Source organism: Salinivibrio sp. PR6, from assembly GCF_001995955.1.
Lineage (GTDB): Bacteria > Pseudomonadota > Gammaproteobacteria > Enterobacterales > Vibrionaceae > Salinivibrio > Salinivibrio siamensis.
In genome coordinates, this window is the sequence record NZ_MUFA01000017.1 from 57,741 (window position 1) to 81,786 (window position 24,046).

Here is a 24,046-nt window from a genome sequence, read left to right on the forward strand (position 1 = left end):
TTAAAGTATCCCTTCTTTAAAAAAACATCTGAGTACTGTCGCGTTTTAATTATTCCTCATGCACGCATTACGCCATTGAGCGTAACGATACACGTATCGGCTTTTTATCCGATAAATAACACTTAGCGACAGTCTATTCCTTGACGTTCGCTTATGTATTAGCGATGTAAGCGTCATCCACTTGTGTCGAGTGAATGTGGATTTATGCTAGCAATGCGTCAGTAACATGACAATGGTGTTAATAATGAGTTAAGTGTCAATTAGTATTTTTGCTCTATTTTTTCTGCTGGAAGTCGCACCAATCACCATTCAGGTTTTGTTCAGCTCGAATAAATGACCAATATAAGGGATAAAAAAAGTACTAACCCCTATGTGATTGAATTTTTAGTAATCGATTACTCGATAAGTGCTCTTTTTAGTAGTGATAAGCATCGTTTGTGAATTTTTATTCATTTATAGCAGTAAAGAGAGTAGACGGGTCTCTTTATAGTTAGGAGTTATATAAAAATGGAAAGCATAATTATCCAGGGATTAATCAGGCCATAGTGGAAGGAGGCTGAAGAGTAAGAGTGGTGATATTGTGTAGTTATCACTTCACGCGGATGAGGAGGGAGCCAAGAATTTGCTGCCTACGGTATCCATGGCACCTGCCCCGTCGCTCGCACCGGTAACAAGTATCGTCCCGTCTATCGGTTGGGCATCAAGTAAGGCTTGGACACAGAGCATGGCGGTTAAGCCAGTGGTACCTAACATCATGACTTGCTTGAGAGTAACGACGTACCACTTTCCCAGTTTGTATCACAGGTATGTAGCTCACTGGCATACAAAGCGCTCAACGCTCAAGCTATAAAACTAAAAAAGGCCGGTAAATCAATGATTTACCGGCCTTTTCCAAACGTTTGGTGGAGCTGGCGGGAGGCTATCTCCCAAACCTAGCACGTTGCACATAACTCTTTGATTTAAAGGTTTTATTTTATGTGGTTCTTGAGCGTGTGATACCGAATTTTGTCTGAAGTGTAGCTCAGTCGTGTAGGTGAGTAAATAGGTAAGTCGATTGGCTGTCTTGTAATGAGTACAGATGGGCTTCCAGTCACAGCATGCTCGCTATGTTGATGGTCTAATAAAAAAGCAAATGTATTAAAGCTGTTGCATCTGCAAGCACACTGAAGCAGATATAAGGAGAGTGAAATGGACTTTATAGAGCGACTACAAGCTTTGTCCAAAAAGGTGGGACAGCTATCTGACTCGATAGAAACAGAAGAGGCAACAAAGACTGCTTTGGTGATGCCATTTCTTCACAATGTGCTTGGATACGATATCTTCGACCCCAGTGAGGTTATCCCTGAGTTTACTGCAGATACAGGCACGAAGAAGGGAGAGAAGGTTGATTATGCTCTGATGAAAGACGGGGATGTTCAGATCTTAATCGAGTGTAAGAAAGTGAATGAAGCGCTCTCACCCAAGCACTCTAGCCAACTATACCGATATTTTTCAGTGACCAACGCTCGTATAGCTGTATTGACTAACGGTTGCGAGTATCAGTTTTTCACTGACCTCGACGCGCCAAATAAAATGGATGATAAACCGTTCTTGATTCTGGATATGTCCGAGGTCGATGAGCATGTAGTCCCAGAGCTGAAAAAACTGACGAAGACTTCTTTCGATGTCGATTCCGTGGTCGATGCGGCTGGTGAATTGAAGTATCTCAATCAAATAAAAAAGGTGTTAGCAGAGCAGTTCCAAGATCCAGAGGAAGACTTTGTAAAGCTTCTGACTGCTAGGGTCTACGATGGGATGCAAACAGCCAAGGTCAAAGCACAGTTTACTGAAATAACGAAAAAAGCTTTAAAGCAATTCCTCAACGACAGCATAAACGCTCGTCTGAAGTATGCCATAGGCAGTGAAGAGCGTGAGGCGAGAGGAGCCAACGAAGAACCAGAACAAGATGAAAGCATTTCCGAAGCTGATGGTAGCAACCCTAAGATAGTGACCACAGAGGAAGAGCTCGATGGTTATAACGTTGTCAAAGCCATTCTGAGAGAAAAAGTCGATGTATCGCGAGTCGCTCATCGAGACACACAAAGCTACTTTGGGATTCTGCTTGATGATAATAATCGTAAACCATTGTGCAGGTTGCATTTTAACGGTCGACAGAAGTATGTAGGACTCTTTGACTCAAATAAGAAAGAGACTAAAACTCCCATCGACAGTGTTGATGACCTTTTCCAACTGGCAGGGGAGTTAAAGGCATCGGTAGACCTGTACGAGTAAAGCTCTTTGTTAGCCCTAGGTAGCCGTAATTAGCTACCTAGTGGTATCCGATGGCGTGACATTAACTATTTACGAGTCCTTTGCTCTTCTTTTTCGCTTTGTCGCGTCAAGAGTCTTTACTACGCCAAAAAGAGAGTTCGCAGTCATATGAGTATACCTAGCTGACATGGACGGCGTCTTATGTCCGAGCCATAACATTATTTTTTGAACAGAAACATCATTCTCGGCCAATCTGGTTGCGCAGGTGTGGCGCATCATGTGAGGTACAAACTCTTGACAACTACCAAATCCTAATGACTCTCTCATGACTTTCCAGTGCCAACTCAGTGAGTCTGGTGTAATATAAAAGATTGGCTGATTTGGATCGCTGTCTTCCCTCTCGAGTAACTTTCTTTCAAGCACCTGCCTCGACCTTTTAACAAGTGGTATGGTTCGTGACGTTTGGTTTTTTGAGTTATTAATAAATATAGAGCTATTCTCCTCATTGTAGTCTTGCCATTTTAGACGGAGGAGCTCGCTTACCCTTGCCCCTGTGTCGATTGCTAAGCTTATAAAGTCAACAAAGTCTAAGTATCCTCTCTTTTGGAAAAACTCTAATATTTTTTCTTCCTCTTTTATTGTAAGAATTCTTGTGCGAGCATTATTTTCTCTTGTCCATGGGAATAGAGGTATATTGTCAATGAAGCCGAGTAAAACAGCATGCTTTAATACGACCCTTATCTTGCTGAGATTTCGGTTAATCGTTGCGTTTGACAAACCCCTTGCCCTTAAATGTGCCACATAATCAACAATCTTTCTTGATGTTACATCGGCTGGTGGAGTGTCACAGCCAAAATACTCAATGCAAAGATAAGCCTTTCTTCTTGTTGCTCTGTAGTCTTTAATGTTTTCTGGTGTCCATCTCGTTTTACAGGCTGATTCATATGCCTCTTCTAATGTCCCCTGAGGTATTGTTTTCGTTTCAATCACTCGAGGGTCTAACATGAATGATTCACTGAAATATAGTTGTTTTTTAGGGTTGAGCTTCAAGAACCTAAGATTATTAATCAGGTGAATTGCCTTTTCCCTGTCACCTCTCTCATTAATTATTTCTCTAATAGCATGCCTGGGGTTATCTCTCGCAATAACCTTACTCTCTCCATCTATTCTGTAGTCTAATATGTAGGTGTTGCCTGACTTTTCTAAGTGTATGTCGTAGTGTTCTAAGATTCTTTTAACGTTGGAGTGTATTGGTTTTTTCATCTTTTCGCCTCGTTGTTTGAGGGTTTTATTTTTGTTTTTATTTCTATCTTTTGGAACCTATGAAATGTATTTCATTCACTTGTGACATTTTATTTTATAAGGTTTGTTTGTTTTTATTTTCAATGATATGACTTGGTTTTTTTCTTGTTTGCGATTAGTATTTTTCATGGTTTTTCTGCTTTGTTTTTACGTAAAAAATTTTCTCTCGCATTTAATAATACATAGTGTTTTAAATTTCCCCCATATGCCCTATAAGAAATTTAACTATCTGGATTGGTGGTGTGGAAAATATTTTATGAGTGCTAACGCCCCCCAATGAGAACCTTTGGTTATTTATTATTCAGATTTATAGGTCTCTTAATGTTGCCTTTTGAACCTACCTCAAACAGCTACGGCAGGGTGGCCTATAAGTCCTGTTTGACAGTTTTAGACCTATATGAAATTATGAGCCCATCTTATAGACCAAGATGAAGAGTAAGAAATGGCTGTTATCGCGTATTACCGTGTTTCAACTGACGACCAAACAATCGAGAACCAACGAAGAGAGCTCAATAAGACATATCGTATAGACAAGGAGTTCGCTGATTGTGGAGTGAGCGGGACAGTTAGCGCTGAGAAGAGGCCAGAGTTTAAGAAGCTACTCGACTATGTGCGCGAAGGAGACACGCTTGTGACGGTCGATCTTGATAGATTGGGGAGAGACAGCATTGATGTGCAAAACACCGTGAGAGAGCTTCTGAGAGGCGGTGTGAACGTCATTGTGACAAGGTTAGGGGTAGACCTCAGCACAGACGCAGGAGAGCTTCTGGTGACCATTCTGTCCAAGGTTGCAGAGATGGAAAGAAGGAAGATGTTAGAGCGCTCAAACGCAGGCAGAGAGCGTGCAAAGGCAGAAGGTAAGCATATGGGTCGCCCTCACACTATAAGCAAAGAGCAGGTGCATGAGCTTCGCTCAAAGGGTTATTCTATTAATGCTACGGCTGAGGCTTTGGGCTGCTCTGTGTCGTCGGTGAAGAGGTTACAAAAGTCATAGGTGAAATATCGATCGATGCATCGCTAACTTCAGGTATTAATGTTGTGCTGGCAGCTTGATTTACAACGTCTAATTGAAGACCCCTAGGGAAAACTCTTAGATATACATTAAGAGAGGTTAGCCATTGATAGCCTCGTGGATAGCCCTCTTCATGGTTCCTTACGTTAGCACTAGGGCATTTACAACGCCTAATTGAAGACCCCTAGGGAAAACTCTTAGATATACATTAAGAGAGGTTAGCCATTGATAGCCTCAAAGATAGAGCCTTGTTGTCGAGTCTTCACGCCCTCACTAAGACATTTACAACGTCTAATTGAAGAGCCCAAGGAAAACTTTTAGATATACACTAAGAGTCAGTCTCACTGCCTCCCTCTCTCAGGCTCTTTCTCATCAGAAGTCTCTGTCTAATCGAGCCATTTACAACGTCTAATTGAAGAGCCCAAGGAAAAACTCTTAGATATACATTAAGAGCCCTCTGTGACATCACACCACCGCTGCCCTAGTCGTGGCAGATACTAAATAGACCACCAGCAGAACACTATCGCACCTTTGCTTACATGGATAAGTAGCTAAGTAGAGCGACTCTGCGTTGACTGTTATTTCACTTGATAGAAGGAGTTATCATTGTGAGCAGCAGTCGACTAGAGTGTGTCTGAGCTGTATGGTCTGTAGGTGCTAGTGGAATATTGTATGGGCACAACCAAGAGGAAAGCTTTAGGCCTCTTAATATCTCTGGTCTGAATACTGTTATCTGCTTTAAGCTAGGCGGTGATAGCTGGAAAAGGTGTAACTCTACATGGGAACATCTGTGCTTTAAGTTTCTCTTCGAGTACTGCGTTAAGAGAGTGGTCTAGGTATCATAGTGATTCAGGAGAACGCTGAGAGACTGTGTTAAGACCAATCCCTAGCTAACGCTCTCATAGAAGCGGTTTGGCTATATGCCTTAGTGAGCTGACTTACACACAATCTGACACCTATGGTGGCGAAGCGTGACCTAGTCGTGCAGACTGTCCCTTATGCCATCAAAACCGTTTTTGGACATTTTTGAGTTAGTGACTCGGATTGAATCTATCTACTTCGGATAACCCGAATTTAGACAAATCGAAGTAGACTGTGTCGCTATTGAGACTATTACTGATGTAGCCATAAAATGTGATATTGCTTATTCATAGCGAGAATGCTTAGTGTCTTAAAGTGTCTACTCCAGTCATTAAATTACCGCTTCTCCCCCTTCAAGCTAGCCTGATTTATGCTAGTCTATCAAAATTATAGCACTGATTTAAATTTGGTTTTTCTAACCGATAAAAAGTCATGAAGTATAGAGCTGTATCGTCTAAGCGTGCAGAGATTCACAATAAGTTAATTGTCAGGTTGAGCAAATGGATAGATTAAGCATGACCACACATTTAATTGCTGTTCTCACAGCATTTTCAGCGTTTACTATGCCAATAGCACTTGAGGTTCTGAACCGTGTAAAAAATCGTTATGGTTCTGCTCACTACATGGACTCCATAGAACAGATTATGGGCTTTGAAATTCAATCACTCTTTCGAGAGTTGATAGTTACTTTGATTGCTCTTATTAGTTTTGCATTATTTGTTTGCTCAGTTGATAAAGCTATCTTTAAAGATGGTTATGTTCTATCTATGGAGTTTTTATTCTCTCTGGTAACGTCTATTCTTCTGGTAAAAGAGTTTAAATTCATAAAAACCGTATTTCTCGCTACACGGTCGGACAACCTAGTAACTGAGCACCTAATTTCTAAACTTCGAACAAAAAACAAAACCAATCATTCAGAAGAAGTGGAGCTGCTAGTGCAAATTGCCTGTTACAATATTGAGCACACAGCAATTATCTCTGATAAGTCAACAGAAAACCGTCTATTTGAGCTAATAGAAAAGACATGTGAGAATCAAGATTGGTCAATAGACACTGCTGCTATCAAAAGGCTTGTGGATGGTTTAGCAGCAACATTGACATCAGCTAGAAATACCAACAGTCGAGACAAGTACGTGTCACTTCAAAGAAATTACGGTAGGCTCTTAGTTTTGTTCTTCGATAGAAAGATGAAAGATTACAAAATCTTCGATAGGTTCAGTCAGAGATTCTATGAAGAAAGCATTAAAGAGCTAAACACTGGTCAATACTGGCTTCTAAGAGCTGATTTTTTGAACAGAATGCAAGCGTGGGACATTCAAAACCCTCAAACTATCAAATTCATAGATAGCCATGTACGTGGGCTAATCTCTTTTTTAGTAGACAAGAAACCAGAACTACTTCCTGATCTGATAGATAACTATAGAAACTTTATTTCATTTGAAAGTCATTTCGATGATGATATTTATAGGCTTTCTCAACTCTTCGGCAGTTATAATTATTCTCATTTCGACGAGATGAATAGCTTTACAGAAGCTCATAAAGAACTTCTAACAACAAATCCTCAGGACTACATCAATCATTTCATCTTGCTTTTAGATAAGTATGTTCAGGATGCGTTGACTTCTTCAGTTTCAGAGCAGGAGCGAGAGAAGATTAAGCTAACTACAGTCGATTATGAACAACAAATGGTATCTGAAATCATTAAGAAAGTTGGAGAAAATGCAGCCAAAAGAACAGCTCAATATACGCTAAGAGCGCTTGCAAATAAAAGCCAGTGGAGCTGCATTCTCGACTGTCACGAGAGTTTCAGTCCAGCCCACTCCAGAGTGTCTCGCTTAGGCGTTAACCTTTTGCCTGCTTCTTTGAATTCAATGATACAGCAGTTAGGGAAGTCTCATGGTTATAGCTCGCTGCAGTCCGAAGAGCTTAGTCACGCGTATGTCAGAGCTGTTCCAATTCTAGTTATGTATGCTGTTTACTCTTGGAGACTCCAAAATCTGGATAAGAATTTACACGCTTGTATTAGTGCAATCACAAGCTCTCTAAGCATGGGCGAGAGAAGTATTCAAATTGCCAACCGAATGCGCAACGAAATAAAACTGGCGACTTACTATGCAAAATCACCTGTTTACGCCAAAGCATTTTGTAATCACTTCGATATCAAACATGAAGAAGCTGGCTTCAATTCAGTTGTAATCCCTATCCTCAGGGAAATCCAAAAATACCTAAACAATCAGTTAATAGAAATTAGAAAATCACAACCTCTAAGTGAAGCAATCAAGCAGTCATATATAGATGGTGTTTTGATGAACGGACAGGATTTGGCTAATAAATTCCCACTATTTAGTTTCGTGTCGCTGAGCAAAGATAAAAAAGTTCCTTGCAAGCTCCCCTCATGTTCATACGAAAGGGAGAGATTCTTAGATAACACGGGAGTGGGGTACAGCTCTGGTAGCTGCAACGTTATCAAAAGAATTCACAATATAGTAGCCCTGAAAATTATAACCCAGAAAGGCTTGCCATTGTCTGAGTTGGAATTTGAAGCCTTAGAAAACCACCATTTGTTAGTCATGACTAGCGAGGACTGGAAAAACTTTACAAGCTCAAAAGACAGAAGTGACTATAGAGATGTCAAACGTTATTTAGTTTTTTCCGGTGACCCTCTAGATGCATACTACGTTTATGACACGAAAGAAAGTCCAGCTCTTGTTACACTCTACAATCCTGAAATTGACCAAGAATCGACGCCATTAAATAAGAACATGAGTAATGCTTTGGAATTCGAATTCATCGATAAAGAGGGTGAAGTCACTGTTGAAATAGATGCACATATTTACTTTTAGGCAAACAAAGAGAGACTACAGAATGGGATGCAACCTTCCTCGAAAACCGGTCGTTAGTAACTAGGCTTTTGTCGTTTACACTAAATTGAACCATCACAGATAGCCATTACAAAAACTATTGCTGTCCAGGTGTTAGGCGGTGTGAGGAGGTCTGTTCGCTAACGCAGAAAAGGGGCAAAAGTGAGCTAGAGTAATCTGTCAGAGCACGTCCTGACTAATCCAATCTCAGTCATCAGAGAGAACAGACGGCAAACCGACACAAGGGCTTTAGCCTCAAACGGCTTCCACCGATGCATTGTGGTTTGTTTGGTCTACTGCTTAAAGGAAATGGTTAGAGAAATCATGGGGCACTGCCACTCGCACCAACAATAGAAATCTAAGCTACCATCAATCGAACAACAGTGTTTCCACTTGGCTATCATTGGCTTCCTGAGAGGCCATAAGGAAGCCCTAGAGAAGCTATTCTGCCATATGGAGTCGAGTATCAACTGCCTCTTGCTCGTCGATGGGGTAATCTATGGTCTCTATATACTTCTTCAAGTTGGCAATTGTCAGCCCTGAACCATAGTTACCGCTTACTGAACCGTCTGCCCAACCACCTAGCTCTTTATAGACTACTTCAGGAATGTCCGCATTTAACGCTAAGTCCTTAAAGTTATGCCTTAAGCTATGGAAAGTCACACGGTCTGCTCTTAGTTCATGCTTGCGGCAGAAATAGGCATAGCGCTTACTGTATATGTCTGAGCGATACCCGCCCTGTTTTGGAAGGGGAATATCGAATAGCGTCTCTGTACTCAATGACTGTACAAACTCGATGAAACCGAGGTTTAACAGTGCGTCAGGCAGAGGCACAGATCTGGCCGAAGAGCTAGTCTTTAACGCCTTGTCGTCCTCTTCATTTACAGAGATATACCAAATATCTTCGTGTTGCCTGATGTCTGAAGGTCTCAACTGGACGATTTCATTCATACGTAGACCACAACAAAGTGCTATTCGTACAATCCAGTAGTGCTCTGTGCCTTTGGTCAACTGAAGCAACCTGTCGAGCATCTCTGGTGAGTATGGTCTCCGTGCGTCCTTGTCCGCGACTCTTTTCTTGAGCCTCGTGTTTTCTGCAGGGTTGAATGTGATATATCGTTCTTGCACAGCAAACTTAAACATTGCAGAAATCGCTTCTAAGCGCTGATTGATGCTCGTGATAGAAAGAGGGGGAAGGTGCTTCAATTGCCCACTATTCACCACAGCAATAAGCTCAGGAGTCGTGAGATTCTTGGTCTCCTTTAACTTGGCTGAATTACTTGGCGTGTCTATCAGTACATTCCTCAGATTTCTTATATCTTGTGGCAAGACCTCTTTGACAGGATAGTCAGCCCCCATAAAACCAAGAAGGAACTCAATAGATACTTGATAGCGCTGCTTGAGCTTCTCACTCATTGGCTTACCAGTTGCTGCCATTTCTGTTTGCTTGTTCTCTAAGAACTCACTAGCGACATATTCAAGTGTTGGGTCTTTGTCTATCTTAGGAATTGGCTTAGTGACGGTCTTAATGTCGCTCGAGAAGCCGCTAATCGAGCCTAGGAGAGTCTTTGTCTGGGCTTTTAGGTACTGGGCGAATTCGATGAATACACGCGCTTTCTGTGGCTCTGTGAGCGCGTTGTACTGGTCGGTAATCCGGCTAGGGATAGCTCCCTCAAAAACCCGGTGTACGCGAGATGCATTAGCTAGCTTTAGGTTGTCGTGTAACATGCCTGCTGCATGTTCTTGAATGGCGTCTAGGCTTGCTTCTAACCCGTTCCGTATACCCTCAACATCGACAGAGCCAGTTAGCATGTTGTCTTGCTTGTCTTTTACCCACGTATTGGCGGCCTCAATGGCAATGTTCTGAAGGTCGACCAGCTCAACTCTCTTCTCTGGTACAGAATAGCCACCGAGCTCCGCAAACTCTTTCATCAGGCGACCAGCCTCGATGGTGGCTAGTTGTTTGGCTTGTGTCTTGTTCGAGGTCTTCAAAGAGAAGCGAATAAGGCGCTTACCATAGTGCTCGACTAGGTGGCTAGGAACTCGCTTTTGGAAATAGTAAACGCTGCTGTTTTTACGTTTGTATATGTGCAAATCGTCGCCCGTGTAGCTCAGCTGCGTATCACACATATGCTTTTTAACTGCTTGAAACAAAAGAACTTTTAATAAAAACAACAACTTAAAGGAAAGTGGTGGAGCTGGCGGGAGTTGAACCCGCGTCCAGAATCAGTCTAGCCAATGGCGCTACATGCTTAGTTTGTCTTTAATCTCGTCAGTGTGCTGCGGACAAACACGCCACACAAAGACATACCCAACTTAGTTTTAACGCTTCAGCTCTTGGGTCAAAGCATCCACGCGATCCTGTTTGGTTTTGACTATCCTGAATCCCCGTCCTACAGGCGGAGGCTAGGGAGGATAGGCACTCAACAGGTTATTAAGCTGCTAGTGCGTAGTTTTCGTCGTTTGCGACTATTTTTTTGCGGCTTTTTACGAGGCCAACCGCCCCTCGGCATGCTCCACGGRCCTTCTCAATCCTGTCGAATCCTGAATCAGCCCCAGAGTGTGAGCGGCAGAGTCTAACAGATTGATCTGCCGCGTCAACGATTAACGCGCTGCGTTTTTCATGATCCTGGACTTTTGACGTTGCCAGTCTCTGTCTTTCGCTGTATCGCGCTTATCGTGTAACTTCTTACCTTTTGCCAACCCTATCTTCAGTTTAGCAAAAGATTGTTTCCAGTATAAAGACAGTGCCACCACCGTGAAACCGTCTCGATTGACTTTGCCTAGCAAGGTATCAAGCTCACGCCGCTTAAGCAATAACTTACGGGTGCGCTGTGGATCGGCCACCACATGCGTGGAAGCCACATTAAGCGGGGTAATGGTAGCCCCGAACAAGAAGGCTTCCCCGTCTTTTAACAACACATAGCTTTCACTGATATTGGCTTTTCCCGCTCGGAGTGCTTTCACCTCCCAACCTTGTAGCTCAAGCCCTGCCTCGAAGTCATCTTCAATGAAGTATTCAAAGCGCGCTTTTTTATTCAGTGCAATGGTGTTGCTGTTTGCTTTGTTCTTTGCGTTTTTCTTAGCCATAGTGTGCGCATTATAAAGGCGATATATCGAAGAATGAAAGGATTATCGTACTCAGGGGCAGAAAGAGTAAGACTTTATTCGCGATGTTGTTTGCTAACATTGGTCAAAGTGGGTCTCGATGGTATTATCTCGCGGTTAACTTGCAAGGAGTCCCTATGCCGCAAATCATCCGCTCGGCTTTAGTGCCGTACAGTGCTGAGCAAATGTTTGCCTTGGTGAACGATGTTGAATCCTATCCCGCTTTTTTGCCCGGGTGTGTGAGTACCCGTCTTATTGAGCACACAGACACCACCATGGTTGCGTCGTTAGATGTGGCGAAAGCGGGCATAAAGAAAACATTTACCACTAAGAATTATCTGGTGGATAACAGCCGAATTGATATGACGCTGGTGGATGGACCATTTAAACGCTTGAGTGGTGGCTGGAAATTCACGCCACTATCAAGTGATGCGTGTAAAATCGAATTAGATCTCGAGTTTGAGTTTACTAACCGCTTGGTTGAAGCTGCCTTTGGCCGTATCTTCAGCGAGTTAACCAGTAGTATGGTGAAGGCGTTTACAGAGCGAGCGAAAGAGATTTATGAGTGAAGAGACATTGCTGCATGTTGAAGTGGTTTACCCGTTGCCTAATGAGCAGCGCATCTTCAACTGCGTGGTGAAGCCCGACTCGACGGTGGAAGATATTATTCGTCAATCAGGTGTCTTAAGCGCCTATCCGGAGATTGATCTTGCGACCAACAAGGTTGGGGTATTTAGCCGACCGGTGAAACTAGACGCGCAAGTGCGCGACGGGGATCGCATTGAGATTTACCGGCCGCTGCAAGCCGACCCGAAAGAGATCCGCCGTCGCCGCGCCGAACGCGCGAAACAAGAGGGGAAAGCCGATCCTGTCACCGGGGGCCGTGCTGATTCCCAGCGCAAACGCTCGTAACGGGGCAAAAAGAAAGGCGCCGAGCGGCGCCTTTACTAAAGGATGAATATATAGCGGCATCAGAGTGCCGGATGCATCACCGTTACTGAACGGCTTCGAAAAATTGCTCGCCCGGCTCGAAATCACCGTCCATGTTGACTAATTGGTTATTATCGTCAAAGGAGAGGACCAGATCTTTTTGTGTCGGCGCTTCATGGCCAGGTTGTTGCCATTGCACAAAGTACCAAGTGTTGGGGTAGCCTGACTCAACGAGCATAGGAGGGCCGAGAAGGAACTTTACCTGCTCTTTGGTCATGCCAAATTTCAAGGCGTCCACGGCCTTTTCTTCAATGTAATTACCTTGGTTTATATCCACTCGATAAACCAGTTTTTCGGCATAAGAGCAGCCCATCATGGCAATCGCCATCAGAGAGGCAACGGCGGCTTTAGTCCAACCCATAGTTAATATCTTCACTGTCTTTTGATGGCAAATCACGTTTTTCGAAGACGCTTAGCAGTTCGTGCCTGCTGGCTTTCGCGCCCCGAGTATAATCAAGCAGAGAATATATGTAAAAAACCTGCTAACGACCAGCGTTTGGACGGTGATAATGTGAAAAAGTTCGACGTGTGTAAGGAAATAACCGAGAAAAGCAGAGCTAGTGCACTTTTCTCGGTTTGAATGCCACATTCAACGCTGTTTTGACTTGGCAGAATCAAGCGGCCACTAGAAGATCTTCCGCGTTTGCGAGGGTGCGATCAGTGATTTCACTGCCGCCCAGTAACCGTGCAAGTTCACTAATTCGTGCCTGATAGTCGAGCGGGTACATACGGGTCGTGGTGCTGCCTTTCTCTGTGTCTTTGGCAACAAACATTTGCTGATGGCCACATCCTGCGACTTGCGGCAAGTGGGTGACGCACATCACTTGGGTGGAGTCGCCAAGTTGACGCAAGAGTTTGCCCACAATCGCTGCTGTAGGTCCACTGATCCCCACATCAACCTCATCAAAGATAAGGCTTGGTGTTTCAACCTTCTGGGCAGTGATCACTTGAATGGCGAGCGAGATCCGAGAGAGCTCGCCGCCGGATGCTACTTTAGCCAGTGGTTGTAAAGGCTGACCTGGGTTCGTCGACACAAGAAACGCCACAGCATCGCCACCCAGTGGGCTGAGGTGGGTTTCCGCTTTATTCTCGACTTGGATCTCGAAGCTACCATGCTCCATGCTCAGCTGGTGCATGCTTTGCGTGATCAGTTTGTTCAATTCTTTGGCATAGCGGCGGCGGCTTTTGCTTAATTTCTCAGCGGTGTCGAGACAGTCAGCAAACTGTTTGTCCACATCGGCTTGCAATTGCTCAATCGCCTCATCGTTATGTCCCAGTTTCTCCAACTCTTGAATCAATTGTTGATGCGTTTCATATAATGCATCGGGCTGCACCTGATGTTTACGCGCCAAACTCATGATAGTGCTCATGCGCTGATCAAGATACTGGAGGCGTTGAGGATCCATATCGAGTTGATCAAGATAACTGCTCACTTCTTGACTCGTCTCTTGCGTTTGGATCCGCGCCTCTTCAAGCATCTCAGCGAGCGGTGAAAAGTGATTGTCCATTGCGGCTAATTCACTTAAACGCTGTTGAGCGGCGGTCAATAAACTTAAGGTGTTAGTTTCTTCGCCTTCACTGAGTAGATCCACTACCGCCTGACTGGTCATGGCGATATCACCACTGTTCGATAAGCGCTTGTGTTCTTCTTCAATGTGTTGGTATTCCTCTTCACCCAATGCGAGTTCATTGAGTTCACCCACTTGATATTCCAATAGCTGTTGCTGAGCATCAATGTCATCTTTTTTCTTGATCAATGCTTTTAGCTCATTTTTAGTGCGGCGCCAACGCTGATAGCGTGTCGCCATTTTATCCAGCAAAGACTGGTGACCGGCGTATTGATCCAACAAGGTAATCTGGTGTTCGGGACGTAACAGCTGTTGATGCGCATGCTGACCGTGGATATTAATCAATAACTGCCCAAGCGCTTTTTGTTGTGAGGCGGGAACCGGGTTTCCGTTAATGTATGCGCGTGAACGGCCTTCTTTGGTGATCACACGCCTTAGAATGCAATCGTCGCCGTCTTCGAGTTCGTTATCTTGTAGCCAGCGACGCGCGGCACTGTTTTGCTCTAAGGTGAAACTGGCAGAAATCTCTGCGCGTTTTTCACCCGGGCGAACCATATTGGCATCGGCACGATCGCCAAGGCATAAACCCAGCGCATCGATAGAAATGGATTTACCCGCCCCGGTCTCACCGGTGATCGCCGTCATGCCTTTACTAAACTCCAGCTCCAAGGATTTAACGATGGCAAAGTTTTGAATGGTTATATCGGCTAACATAGGAAACACCTGTATCTATCAACAACTGTGTATAGATACAGTATATACTGTTTTTTCATCCAGTGAATACTGTTTAGCAAGAATTGTTGTGAATGCGATGAACAGCACAAAAATTGTGCATGAAAAAAGCAGGAAGACCTGCTCTTTATCGGATGCGGAGAATAAGAATAAGGAAGTGGCTCGCTTAAAATAGCTTAGAAGACCAACCCAGTTTTTTACGTAAGGTATTGTAATAATTGTAGTCTTGAGGATGAATGAGCTTGAGAGTGGCCGGGCTTTTGTAAATATGTACCTCATCACCTGGGTTGACTGGCAAAGAGACCTGACCATCACAGCTCACTTCCAACGTGCCGCGGTTATCTGGGGAAACCAGTAATTTTATACGGCGGTTGCCATCGACGACCAGCGGGCGGCTTGACAGTGTATGCGGAAACATAGGCACGAGCGAAATCGCGTTGAGGCTGGGAGATAAAATGGGGCCACCGCCGGACAAGCTATAGGCTGTTGAGCCTGTGGGGGTCGAGATAATAATCCCGTCTGAGCGCTGAGAGAAGGCAAACTGCTCGTTAATGTACACCTCAAATTCAATCATGTGCGCGACTTGCCCGGGGTGAAGCACTGCTTCATTCAATGAGGCGTTATGACTTTTTACCTGATCATGGCGATGGATTTCGGTTTCAAGCAAAAAACGGTCTTCGTCCACGTAATCGCCGTTTAATACCGCTTCTAGCGCATGTTCGAAGGCTTCGGGATCTAAGTCGGTGAGAAAGCCGAGGTTACCGCGGTTTACCCCGATCACCTTGATATCGCAGCGAGACAATACGCGGGCAGCACCTAACATGTTACCGTCCCCACCGATCACAATGGCCAAGTCAGCGTGTTGGCCAATGCTGACTAGATCCAAATAATGTGCATCCGGCAAACCCAGGTTAGTGCTTAAACGTGTATCGATACACACGTCATAACCGCGCTCGATAAGCCAATGGTAGAGGCCTATGTGTGTGTTAACCGCTTCCGGGTTACGAGGTTTGCCAATTAAGGCAATGCGCTGGAATGGTGTCGACATAATTAGGATCTCATCGTTATTTGAGCTCAGTATAACGCGGGAAAAAAGCGATTGTCGTGATTTGCGTTATGTGGGCGGTTGAATCACAAAGATTCATCCCCATAATACTTTCGTCAATCAAGTTGAATAGTCCCAGTGGCGTGCTGGGCAATGCCATTTGTGTCGGAGTGATCATGAGCGAAGAACAGAAAGTGAAGCAAGAGCAGGAAGCGATGAAAAACGCGCAAGCTGCTGAAGCCAAAGGTACAGAGCAGGCCGCTGAGCAACAAGCAAGTAGTGGTGCAGACATTGAGCATGAGGAAACCGCAGCCATGATTGCACGTATCACCGAACTTGAAGCGGCGCTCGAGGCGAGCGAAGCCAAGGTGCAAGAGCAGCAAGACAGTGTGCTGCGTGCCCGTGCAGACGTGGACAACATGCGTCGTCGTACCGAGCAAGAAGTGGATAAGGCGCGCAAGTTTGCCTTAGAAAAATTCGCCGGTGAGCTTTTACCTGTGATTGATAACCTTGAGCGTGCCGTGGAGATGGCCGACAAAGAAGACGAATCAATCAAGCCAATGGTGGAAGGGGTTGAGCTGACGCTGAAAACCATGATGGATACCATCGATAAGTTTGGGTTGAAAGCGATCGACCCGCAAGGTCAGCCGTTTGACCCTGAATTGCATCAGGCCATGACCATCCAAGAAAGCGCGGAGCATGAGCCAAACACCGTGATGATGGTGATGCAAAAAGGTTATGAGTTAAACGGCCGTGTTGTGCGCCCAGCCATGGTGATGGTGTCTAAAGCGCCGCAAGGTAACGTAGACGAAAAAGCCTAACGAGGACGCTGAAGAAGGCATCTTGCCGAACTCGATTCGGTGTTTTTTTTGCCTTCTCCCCTTGAAAAGCATTTGGCTGCCCTTATTTAAACGGCAGCATTAAATAAAAATTGCGGTGAGGGGTTGAACCTCTCACAGTTACCCCCACATAAGGGGTAACGCATTAAAGCCACAGAACGAATTTCGGAGAGCACCAGATGGGTAAAATCATTGGTATTGACTTGGGTACAACCAACTCATGTGTCGCCGTACTTGACGGTGAAAAAACGCGCGTCATTGAGAACGCAGAGGGTGATCGTACAACACCATCGGTTATCGCTTACACACAAGATGGTGAAACACTTGTCGGCCAGCCTGCGAAGCGTCAGGCAGTGACAAACCCAGAAAACACCCTGTTTGCTATCAAGCGTCTGATCGGCCGCCGCTTCGAAGATGAAGAAGTGCAGCGTGATATCAGCATCATGCCTTACAAAATTGTTAAGGCAGATAACGGTGACGCTTGGGTTGAGGCGAAAGGCCAAAAAATGGCTGCGCCACAGGTGTCTGCTGAAGTCCTGAAGAAAATGAAGAAAACCGCTGAAGATTTCCTCGGTGAGGAAGTGACTGGCGCGGTAATTACTGTCCCTGCTTACTTTAACGACTCACAGCGTCAAGCAACCAAAGATGCTGGTCGTATCGCAGGTCTAGAAGTTAAACGTATCATCAACGAGCCAACAGCTGCGGCACTGGCTTATGGTCTAGACAAAAAAGGCGGCGATCGCACAATCGCTGTGTATGACCTAGGTGGTGGTACCTTCGATATCTCTATCATCGAAATCGATGAGGTAGATGGCGAGCAAACGTTCGAAGTATTGGCAACAAACGGTGACACTCACCTTGGTGGTGAAGACTTCGATAATCGTTTGATCACCTACTTGGTCGACGAGTTTAAGAAAGAGCAAGGTATCGACCTACGTCAAGACCCGCTAGCGATGCAGCGTGTCAAAGAAGCGGCTGAGAAAGCGAAGATTGAACTGTCTTCAGCACAGCAAACAGACGTGAACTTGCCTTATGTGACGGCGGACGCAACCGGTCCTAAGCACATGAACATCAAAGTCACGCGTGCCAAGCTAGAATCACTGGTTGAAGAGCTGGTTCAGCGTTCACTTGAGCCAATGAAAGTGGCACTGGCTGATGCGGAGCTATCAGTTGACGAAATCACTGACGTTATCTTGGTCGGCGGTCAAACTCGTATGCCAATGGTACAGGCCAAAGTGGCAGAGTACTTCGGTAAGGATGCACGTAAAGACGTGAACCCTGATGAAGCCGTTGCCATGGGTGCCGCGGCACAAGGTGGCGTACTGTCTGGCGATGTAAAAGACGTCCTGCTGCTTGACGTGACCCCGCTTTCACTGGGTATCGAAACTATGGGCGGTGTGATGACCAAGCTGATTGAGAAAAACACCACGATCCCAACCAAGGCGAATCAGGTGTTCTCGACGGCAGAAGACAACCAAAGCGCGGTAACGATCCATGTGATTCAGGGTGAGCGTAAGCAAGCCATGCATAACAAATCACTGGGTCAGTTCAACCTTGAGGGCATCCAGCCTGCGCCACGTGGTGTGCCACAAATTGAAGTAACCTTCGATTTGAACGCCGACGGTATCTTGAACGTGTCTGCTGCTGATAAGCAAACGGGTCAAGAGCAGAAGATTACTATTCAAGCGTCTGGCGGTCTGAGCGACGAAGACGTTGAAAAGATGGTTCAAGAAGCAGAAGCGAATAAAGAAGCGGACAAAAAGTTCGAAGAGCTAGTGACTGCGCGTAACCAAGCTGACCAGCTGGTTCACGGTACACGTAAGCAAATGGACGAAGCGGGTGACAAACTGCCTGCGGAAGACAAAGAGAAGATCGAAACCGCCATTTCTGAGCTAGAAACCGCGCGTAACGGTGAAGATAAAGAAGACATCGACGCGAAGGTTCAAGCACTGGTTGCCGCTTCATCAAAATTGATGGAAATCGCGCAGCAGCAAGCTCAAGATGAGCAGGCGCAGCAAGACGCCGGTGCTGATTCAGCAAAACAAGACGACGATGTTGTCGATGCTGAGTTCGAAGAAGTTAAAGACGACGACAAGAAATAAGCGAAAGCACTGTCGTTAATAAGCACGGGCGTAGGGGAGCAATCTCCTTCGCCCGTCGTTTTATCAAACAGTGAATTGAACGTCTTTGTTTTGTTGACGTAAACAGGTGCAGTCAGACCATGTCTAAAAGAGATTTGTATGAAGTGCTCGGCTTAAGCCGCGATGCAAGCGAGCGCGATATTAAAAAAGCCTATAAGCGGCTGGCGATGAAATATCACCCAGACCGCAACAAAGGCGATGATGCCGCCGACCAATTTAAAGAAATCAAGTTGGCCTACGAAGTGCTGACCGACCCGCAAAAACGTGCAGCCTATGACCAATATGGTCATGCCGCCTTTGAGCAAGGTGGTATGGGAGGCGGCGGCTTCGGCGGCGGAGGCTTCGGCGGAGGTGCTGACTTTAGCGATATTTTTGGTGACGTATTCGGCGATATATTCGGCGGAGGTCGTCGTGGTGGTCAGCAACGCGCGCAACGTGGTGCCGATTTACGCTACAACATGGAGCTTACCTTGGAAGAGGCGGTCCGTGGCGTCAGCAAAGAGATCGAAGTGCCCACTTATGTCGGGTGTAAAACCTGTGATGGCAGTGGGGCGAAACCGGGCTCGAAAAAACAAACTTGTGGGACTTGTAACGGGATCGGCCAAGTGCAAATGCGCCAAGGTTTCTTCGCGGTCCAACAAGCGTGTCCAACGTGTCATGGTAGCGGGACCATTATTAAAGACCCTTGTAATAGCTGCCACGGCCAAGGTCGCGTAAAAGAAACCAAGCACCTAAATGTGAAAATTCCTGCAGGTGTCGATACGGGCGATCGCATTCGCTTATCTGGTGAGGGAGAAGCCGGTGAAAACGGTGCTCCGGCGGGTGACTTGTATGTTCAAGTGCACGTCCGCGAACACCATATTTTCACCCGTGATGGTAACAACCTCTACTGCGAAGTACCGGTGAGCTTCACCATGGCTGCGCTCGGTGGCGAGGTTGAAGTCCCTACGTTAGATGGCCGTGTTAGCCTAAAAGTCCCAGCAGAGACACAAACGGGCCGCATGTTCCGTATGCGCGGTAAAGGGGTGCAGTCTGTTCGTGGTGGCGGTGTTGGCGATCTCATCTGCAAAATGGTAGTCGAGACCCCCGTTAACTTGAGTAGCCGACAAAAAGAGCTGCTTCAAGAACTGGAAGAGTCGTTTAGTGGCACTGAAGCGAAAAAGCACAAGCCAAAATCAGAAGGCTTTTTTGACGGTGTGAAGAAGTTTTTTGACGATTTGACCGGATAAACGCTTAGCCTGACAGACAGTAAAGCGTCATCTGTGAATAACAATTGCGAATAGTGAATAGCCAGCCTTGTGCTGGCTATTTTTTTGCCACAAGAACCTATTTCAAAGAGAAGTCTGTCGTGCCCTACTCGGAGGGAAGCGAGCAGGATGTCTCGGCTGACATGCTGGTAATTACCCCATTAGGGTGCAATGCCAACCTATTGCATGGGTCGTCATGCTGACGACCATCTGCTTGAGGGTGAGCGATAATTCTATAGCTTGTTTTACTGCCTTTTATCGAGAACTGATAGTCGGATGATACTTGGCAATCTGTGCAAACAAGCCCCTGTTCTAGAAGTTCAGAGTGAGAAAAGCTTGGGTAATATGCCTTGGTGATGACTTGTATTTCTACCCAGGCCTGGAGCTGCACTAACCGCCCAATCGCTGCTTTGCGTGCTTGTGTTTGCTGATACTGGTGAAAGTGAGGCACGACCACAGCCGCTAAGGTGGCAATAATGGCGAGCACTATCAGGATCTCGATCAACGTCACTCCATGTTGAAAACGGCGGCTTTGACGCTGACGCATTCTTTTTAACCTCTCGAAGAGTTGATAATGAAAACCCTACTGAGCCTATGCGGGTGTTAGCCTGCAGGCAATGGCGACCCCCAAACCTTGGGAGACAGTATGCGTTTTCAAACTCTGCACTTAAGTCAGTGCTCTCGGCGCTGTCTTAAAAAAATGAGTGGCATCACCCTTATTGAGTCCCTGCTGGTACTGAGTGTGTTGGCGGCTGTTTGCACCATCGCGATTCCTCGCTTTTCGTCTGCCCAGCAAGCAACGATGATCGCGAGCCGCAGTGAATCGCTCACAAGTTTGTTTCATCTTGCTCAAGCTCGTGCGATGGAAGAAAGCCGGGTCTATCATCTTCGCCTGCTTAAAGCAAAAAACACCCAGTGTATCGTTGCGCAACCGAGTCGTGGAAGCGGGCTACTTAGCAGTGCATCTGATCAGCTCTCCGCCATGTCTTGCCAACAGATAAGATTGCCTATGGTGACGATCCCGACTGATATCTCGCTGTTGCTTAAAGCGAAAAAAAGCTGGGCGCCGTTACCGGAAGGTGAGATATTCTCGATTGATTTTCGCACCCAGCGACCAACCTTGAATCTGACCGTCGGTTTGGGCAGCGGCTATGGGCAAGCGCCTGACTATGTGGTCACTGTCCGTCAATACCTCGGTTTTGAATCCTGTCAGTGGGGTGATATCGACAGTGCATGCAGCTAAGTCCAAAGGGTACTCGTTAGTTGAGCTTTTAGTCGGTTTGTCAGTGAGTATTTTAGTTTCAATCACAGCACTTTCTGTCTTGACTTCGGCAACCACGATGCAAGCCAGAGTCGATACCAAGACGCGCTTATCGCTCGAAATCAGTCGCTTATTAACGATGATGGAAACTGAGATACGCCGAGCCGGGCTGTGCTACCAGTGTGGTGGCGCATCGCCCTACCTCTTTGACACTGGTCATGAACCCCAGCTTTTATTGATTGATGAAGACCCTTCGCAGCGTCAAGGGCAATGCCTTCGCTTTGCTTATCAACAAGACAGTACCCATCCTACGAATACCGTGGGTAAAGATGACGCCAAAGGCTTTCGACTAGACACTGAAGCCCATGCCATAGAGGTCTATGAAAACCACCGAGACACAGCGAACTGGTCGTGTGAATCAGGCTATTGGCGAGATATTTCTTCTCGCGCATTGAAGATCTCGCATTTATCTTTTTCCCGTAATGCGGTGCGCACGGAAGATGGGCGACGTATTACCTCACTGACTATCAAGGTTTCCGCTTCGTTAATACGCCAACCTAGCCAGCGGAAAGATGTGTCTCGAACGTTGGTTTTAGCTAACACAGTGGTCTTACCATGAAGTACATCGCGGAATGTAAGCGTGACCAAGAAGGTATGGCCACTCTCGCGGTGGTCGCCAGTATCGCTCTGATTACGCTTCTGATTGTATTAGGCGTCAGTCGACGCGCAGTCAATGATATCCAACAAACACAGGCAAAAATCACGACTGAACAATCCCTTTCCAGAGCTTGGGCGGCTCTAGACTGCGCGATAGCCAAGATTAAACATGATGGTATTCACCTATCGAAAGACGATGTGGCAGCTGGGATAGCGCAACTCTCACCTTGTCAACATATCGCAGGGAGCCAATTATGGTTGGATCCTTGGCAAAATAGTGACCGCGGAATGTGGCATCTTTACGCGACTCATGCACAGCAACAAGTCGGAGTGACCCTAGCAAAAGCCACCGGTGCACGAAGAAGTTCATTTGTCACTTCAGGATCAGCAGCGTTTTACGGTGGCAATACATGGCGACCAGCAAAGGGAAAAAAGCGAGAAGATGGTTTATATGAATGCCATTCAATTGTAGCCGGGGGCGATGTCATGATTCGTCCGCGAACGCCGGATGAGAGTCAGTCAGAGAGTGAAGGGGAAAATAGCTCAAACAAATTTACCGTTCACTTAGGAGAGGGTGAAGAATGTGCACCCGAGTATAAAACTGAAGTCCATTATGGCGAAGTCGCAGATAGTCGCGATGAAACCGGCGCGCGACTAAAAAAAGATGTGCAAACCAATGTTGAGAATATGGACTTGTTCAAAGAGTACTTTGGTGTTCCTCGCGCGCAGTGGAAAACAGTCAGAGAGCAATTTGAGCGACAAGGCGGTTTTGTTGTTAATACCCAAGATGATCCCTCGCTATGTTATGAAACCCTATTGGATGCAGTCGCAAGCATTAAACACAGAGAGAGTGCGAATGCAAAAGTCTGGGTGGATGGGCCTTGTGATCTAAGCCGAGAGGGTTTAGAGGCGTTACCAAGTGAACCTCCGATTTTACTGGTTGTGCAAGATGGCATTGTGGCGCTGCGTGGTGCGATTAAACCCTTTAAAGGAGCGGTATATCAGTTTAACACCGATAAGCTGAATGCGAGAGAATTTGCTGAGCAATGGGGAATAATCATCTCCGAATCTGGCGAAATGTCTTGCTCTCACAACGATAGTAATATCCAAGTACTGTGCCAATTGATTACATCCACTGTTACCAACCCTGAGCAAGCACGCCGTGTGCCTTTTTGGTTTGATGGTAGCTTTGAACCCGAGGGGGCATTTATCACCGACGTACCTAGTGGCCACTCCGTGGTGTATGGTTCATTCAAACCGACCTATAGCGGTGAGATATTGCAGAAGAGTTTTGCTGGGCTTAGGCAGTGGCGGCCTGTCGGTAACAGTTATCATGACATCAAACCGCCTCATGGGGAGGGGTAGCATGTTACGAGCGCGAGGTTTTTCATTTATCGAGACCTTACTGGCTCTTGTGCTGGTTTCTATGACTAGCGCTGGCGTGTATCGCCTGACAACGGATATTCAGACTCAGCAGCGTGATGCGCGTTTAGCTAAAGAGGCTATGTATTTAGCTAACAACCAACTCTCTCACTGGCGATTGATCAATACTAATGCTCCATGTTCAACAAGTAACCGTGATCCCATCAGGTTAGATAACCTTTCGGAGTGTTTGATTACGACCGAAGACTCGATCTATGAGCTGGTGGTGACTAATGTGCAAAACACACTGATAGTCGATGATAAGGTATTTGCCAAAACACTAACACTGGCAGTGCGGTGGCAAAACCGCCGTCAACAGCAACAATCTCTGGTTTTCTATTTCACAGGGGCGCGGCGACAAAACGATTTCAATTAAAGTCCCCCTCCACGAACGGCAAACGTGAAGTGGTGGCTTTTTGCTCGCTTGAAACGTTTTCAAGAAAAACCCCTTGCGTCACAAAAATACCTCTCTATAATGCGCTCTCGTTGGCACGGCAAGCCGCGCTAACAACGGCAAAATAAACAAGCAAAACAAAATGCTTGACTTGTTGCCAAAGTGGCGTAAGATGCCACTCCCGCTCAAGATTGAGCGGCGCTCTTTAACAATTTGACCTATGCAATCTGTGTGGGCACTCGTTGAGAATAGACAAAAAGATTTATTCGATGAACTGAGTGACCAAACGACAACTTTTACAGTTGTTCGGCACAGTCAATTCGTTTTTCTCTTCGGAGAGAAACAGTAATCAGTAT

The 24,046-nt window shown here is 45.9% G+C and carries 19 protein-coding genes, 1 other RNA gene and 1 pseudogene; 12 read left to right on the top strand and 9 right to left on the bottom strand.

Going from position 1 to position 24,046, the window contains the following annotated elements:
• Nucleotides 1-639: 639 nt before the first annotated feature.
• A pseudogene (locus BZG72_RS16135) lies at nt 640-765 on the bottom strand (oxidoreductase); the annotation flags it as partial.
• Nucleotides 766-1,188: 423 nt separating this feature from the next.
• Between BZG72_RS16135 and BZG72_RS13000 the strand changes: the two are divergent.
• Nucleotides 1,189-2,271 (top strand): type I restriction endonuclease, encoded by a 1,083-nt coding sequence (locus BZG72_RS13000; RefSeq protein ID WP_077578340.1) that lies wholly within the window; start codon nt 1,189-1,191, stop codon nt 2,269-2,271.
• 69 nt (nt 2,272-2,340) lie between these two features.
• Here BZG72_RS13000 and BZG72_RS13005 read toward each other — a convergent pair whose 3' ends face one another.
• Complete coding sequence (locus BZG72_RS13005) at nt 2,341-3,513, bottom strand: tyrosine-type recombinase/integrase (protein WP_077666968.1); 1,173 nt, start codon at nt 3,511-3,513, stop codon at nt 2,341-2,343.
• Between the two features lie 481 nt (nt 3,514-3,994).
• Between BZG72_RS13005 and BZG72_RS13010 the strand changes: the two genes are divergently transcribed.
• Both BZG72_RS13010 and BZG72_RS13015 read left to right on the top strand, forming a co-directional pair.
• Nucleotides 3,995-4,546, top strand: coding sequence for a recombinase family protein (locus tag BZG72_RS13010; RefSeq protein ID WP_077459231.1), 552 nt, complete (start codon nt 3,995-3,997; stop codon nt 4,544-4,546).
• Between the two features lie 1,394 nt (nt 4,547-5,940).
• Nucleotides 5,941-8,268: a hypothetical protein gene (locus tag BZG72_RS13015; RefSeq protein ID WP_077666969.1), complete on the top strand. Its 2,328-nt coding sequence runs from the start codon at nt 5,941-5,943 to the stop codon at nt 8,266-8,268.
• Between the two features lie 459 nt (nt 8,269-8,727).
• Here the strand turns inward: BZG72_RS13015 and BZG72_RS13020 are convergent, their stop codons facing one another.
• The 3 genes from BZG72_RS13020 to smpB all read right to left on the bottom strand — a co-directional run bounded on the left by BZG72_RS13020 (nt 8,728) and on the right by smpB (nt 11,376).
• On the bottom strand, nt 8,728-10,416 hold the full coding sequence (locus tag BZG72_RS13020; protein ID WP_077666979.1) for a site-specific integrase: 1,689 nt from the start codon (nt 10,414-10,416) through the stop codon (nt 8,728-8,730).
• Between the two features lie 60 nt (nt 10,417-10,476).
• Nucleotides 10,477-10,843, bottom strand: a transfer-messenger RNA (tmRNA) gene (ssrA, locus tag BZG72_RS13025).
• A gap of 47 nt (nt 10,844-10,890) precedes the next feature.
• The gene (gene smpB / locus BZG72_RS13030) at nt 10,891-11,376 is read right to left on the bottom strand and encodes an SsrA-binding protein SmpB (RefSeq protein WP_046075179.1); all 486 of its coding nucleotides are present in this window, start codon (nt 11,374-11,376) and stop codon (nt 10,891-10,893) included.
• Between the two features lie 155 nt (nt 11,377-11,531).
• Between smpB and BZG72_RS13035 the strand changes: the two genes are divergently transcribed.
• Together BZG72_RS13035 and BZG72_RS13040 are read left to right on the top strand one after the other, a co-directional pair.
• Complete coding sequence (locus tag BZG72_RS13035) at nt 11,532-11,963, top strand: SRPBCC family protein (RefSeq protein WP_046075180.1); 432 nt, start codon at nt 11,532-11,534, stop codon at nt 11,961-11,963.
• Nucleotides 11,956-12,306 (top strand): RnfH family protein, encoded by a 351-nt coding sequence (locus BZG72_RS13040; RefSeq protein ID WP_077666970.1) that lies wholly within the window; start codon nt 11,956-11,958, stop codon nt 12,304-12,306. Before BZG72_RS13035 ends, BZG72_RS13040 begins: the two co-directional genes overlap by 8 nt.
• 82 nt (nt 12,307-12,388) lie before the next feature.
• Here the strand turns inward: BZG72_RS13040 and bamE are convergent, their stop codons facing one another.
• From bamE to nadK, 3 genes are all read right to left on the bottom strand, one after another.
• Nucleotides 12,389-12,745 (bottom strand): outer membrane protein assembly factor BamE, encoded by a 357-nt coding sequence (gene bamE / locus BZG72_RS13045; protein WP_046075182.1) that lies wholly within the window; start codon nt 12,743-12,745, stop codon nt 12,389-12,391.
• 253 nt (nt 12,746-12,998) lie between these two features.
• Entirely contained in the window at nt 12,999-14,666 is a 1,668-nt protein-coding gene (recN, locus tag BZG72_RS13050; RefSeq protein WP_046075183.1) for a DNA repair protein RecN, read from the bottom strand.
• A 184-nt stretch (nt 14,667-14,850) separates the two neighbouring features.
• A complete protein-coding gene (nadK, locus tag BZG72_RS13055) occupies nt 14,851-15,732 on the bottom strand; it encodes an NAD(+) kinase (RefSeq protein WP_046075184.1) in 882 nt (293 codons plus the stop codon).
• 173 nt (nt 15,733-15,905) lie between these two features.
• On the opposite strand from nadK, the gene grpE reads away from it, so the two are divergent.
• The 3 genes from grpE (at nt 15,906) to dnaJ (ending at nt 19,938) form a co-directional block, all read left to right on the top strand.
• Nucleotides 15,906-16,550: a nucleotide exchange factor GrpE gene (gene grpE / locus BZG72_RS13060; RefSeq protein WP_077606433.1), complete on the top strand. Its 645-nt coding sequence runs from the start codon at nt 15,906-15,908 to the stop codon at nt 16,548-16,550.
• Between the two features lie 197 nt (nt 16,551-16,747).
• The gene (gene dnaK / locus BZG72_RS13065; protein WP_046075186.1) at nt 16,748-18,670 is read left to right on the top strand and encodes a molecular chaperone DnaK; all 1,923 of its coding nucleotides are present in this window, start codon (nt 16,748-16,750) and stop codon (nt 18,668-18,670) included.
• Nucleotides 18,671-18,789: 119 nt separating this feature from the next.
• Nucleotides 18,790-19,938, top strand: coding sequence for a molecular chaperone DnaJ (gene dnaJ / locus BZG72_RS13070; RefSeq protein WP_046075187.1), 1,149 nt, complete (start codon nt 18,790-18,792; stop codon nt 19,936-19,938).
• 124 nt (nt 19,939-20,062) lie between these two features.
• On the opposite strand, the gene BZG72_RS13075 is transcribed toward dnaJ, so the two are convergent.
• Entirely contained in the window at nt 20,063-20,503 is a 441-nt protein-coding gene (locus tag BZG72_RS13075) for a type IV pilin protein (RefSeq protein WP_077666971.1), read from the bottom strand.
• A 99-nt stretch (nt 20,504-20,602) separates the two neighbouring features.
• Between BZG72_RS13075 and BZG72_RS13080 the strand changes: the two genes are divergently transcribed.
• From BZG72_RS13080 to BZG72_RS13095, 4 genes are all read left to right on the top strand, one after another.
• Nucleotides 20,603-21,199 (top strand): pilus assembly FimT family protein, encoded by a 597-nt coding sequence (locus BZG72_RS13080; RefSeq protein WP_077666972.1) that lies wholly within the window; start codon nt 20,603-20,605, stop codon nt 21,197-21,199.
• A gap of 97 nt (nt 21,200-21,296) precedes the next feature.
• Nucleotides 21,297-21,836, top strand: a complete 540-nt coding sequence (locus BZG72_RS13085; RefSeq protein WP_077666973.1) for a hypothetical protein — start codon at nt 21,297-21,299, stop codon at nt 21,834-21,836.
• Nucleotides 21,833-23,239 carry a hypothetical protein gene (locus BZG72_RS16255; RefSeq protein ID WP_077666974.1) on the top strand — a complete coding sequence of 469 codons (1,407 nt, stop codon included), beginning with the start codon at nt 21,833-21,835 and terminating at the stop codon, nt 23,237-23,239. The genes BZG72_RS13085 and BZG72_RS16255 overlap by 4 nt, the downstream gene beginning before the upstream one ends.
• Nucleotides 23,208-23,672, top strand: coding sequence for a type IV pilus modification PilV family protein (locus tag BZG72_RS13095; protein WP_158075477.1), 465 nt, complete (start codon nt 23,208-23,210; stop codon nt 23,670-23,672). Before BZG72_RS16255 ends, BZG72_RS13095 begins: the two co-directional genes overlap by 32 nt.
• Nucleotides 23,673-24,046: the final 374 nt, after the last annotated feature.

What these genes read in the sequence shown, in the direction of transcription:
- BZG72_RS13000 (WP_077578340.1), top strand. Translation starts at nt 1,189, where the DNA reads ATGGACTTTATAGAGCGACTACAAGCTTTGTCCAAAAAGGTGGGACAG.
- BZG72_RS13005 (WP_077666968.1), bottom strand. Translation starts at nt 3,513, where the DNA reads ATGAAAAAACCAATACACTCCAACGTTAAAAGAATCTTAGAACACTAC.
- BZG72_RS13010 (WP_077459231.1), top strand. Translation starts at nt 3,995, where the DNA reads ATGGCTGTTATCGCGTATTACCGTGTTTCAACTGACGACCAAACAATC.
- BZG72_RS13015 (WP_077666969.1), top strand. Translation starts at nt 5,941, where the DNA reads ATGACCACACATTTAATTGCTGTTCTCACAGCATTTTCAGCGTTTACT.
- BZG72_RS13020 (WP_077666979.1), bottom strand. Translation starts at nt 10,416, where the DNA reads ATGTGTGATACGCAGCTGAGCTACACGGGCGACGATTTGCACATATAC.
- smpB (WP_046075179.1), bottom strand. Translation starts at nt 11,376, where the DNA reads ATGGCTAAGAAAAACGCAAAGAACAAAGCAAACAGCAACACCATTGCA.
- BZG72_RS13035 (WP_046075180.1), top strand. Translation starts at nt 11,532, where the DNA reads ATGCCGCAAATCATCCGCTCGGCTTTAGTGCCGTACAGTGCTGAGCAA.
- BZG72_RS13040 (WP_077666970.1), top strand. Translation starts at nt 11,956, where the DNA reads ATGAGTGAAGAGACATTGCTGCATGTTGAAGTGGTTTACCCGTTGCCT.
- bamE (WP_046075182.1), bottom strand. Translation starts at nt 12,745, where the DNA reads ATGGGTTGGACTAAAGCCGCCGTTGCCTCTCTGATGGCGATTGCCATG.
- recN (WP_046075183.1), bottom strand. Translation starts at nt 14,666, where the DNA reads ATGTTAGCCGATATAACCATTCAAAACTTTGCCATCGTTAAATCCTTG.
- nadK (WP_046075184.1), bottom strand. Translation starts at nt 15,732, where the DNA reads ATGTCGACACCATTCCAGCGCATTGCCTTAATTGGCAAACCTCGTAAC.
- grpE (WP_077606433.1), top strand. Translation starts at nt 15,906, where the DNA reads ATGAGCGAAGAACAGAAAGTGAAGCAAGAGCAGGAAGCGATGAAAAAC.
- dnaK (WP_046075186.1), top strand. Translation starts at nt 16,748, where the DNA reads ATGGGTAAAATCATTGGTATTGACTTGGGTACAACCAACTCATGTGTC.
- dnaJ (WP_046075187.1), top strand. Translation starts at nt 18,790, where the DNA reads ATGTCTAAAAGAGATTTGTATGAAGTGCTCGGCTTAAGCCGCGATGCA.
- BZG72_RS13075 (WP_077666971.1), bottom strand. Translation starts at nt 20,503, where the DNA reads ATGCGTCAGCGTCAAAGCCGCCGTTTTCAACATGGAGTGACGTTGATC.
- BZG72_RS13080 (WP_077666972.1), top strand. Translation starts at nt 20,603, where the DNA reads ATGCGTTTTCAAACTCTGCACTTAAGTCAGTGCTCTCGGCGCTGTCTT.
- BZG72_RS13085 (WP_077666973.1), top strand. Translation starts at nt 21,297, where the DNA reads ATGCAAGCCAGAGTCGATACCAAGACGCGCTTATCGCTCGAAATCAGT.
- BZG72_RS16255 (WP_077666974.1), top strand. Translation starts at nt 21,833, where the DNA reads ATGAAGTACATCGCGGAATGTAAGCGTGACCAAGAAGGTATGGCCACT.
- BZG72_RS13095 (WP_158075477.1), top strand. Translation starts at nt 23,208, where the DNA reads ATGACATCAAACCGCCTCATGGGGAGGGGTAGCATGTTACGAGCGCGA.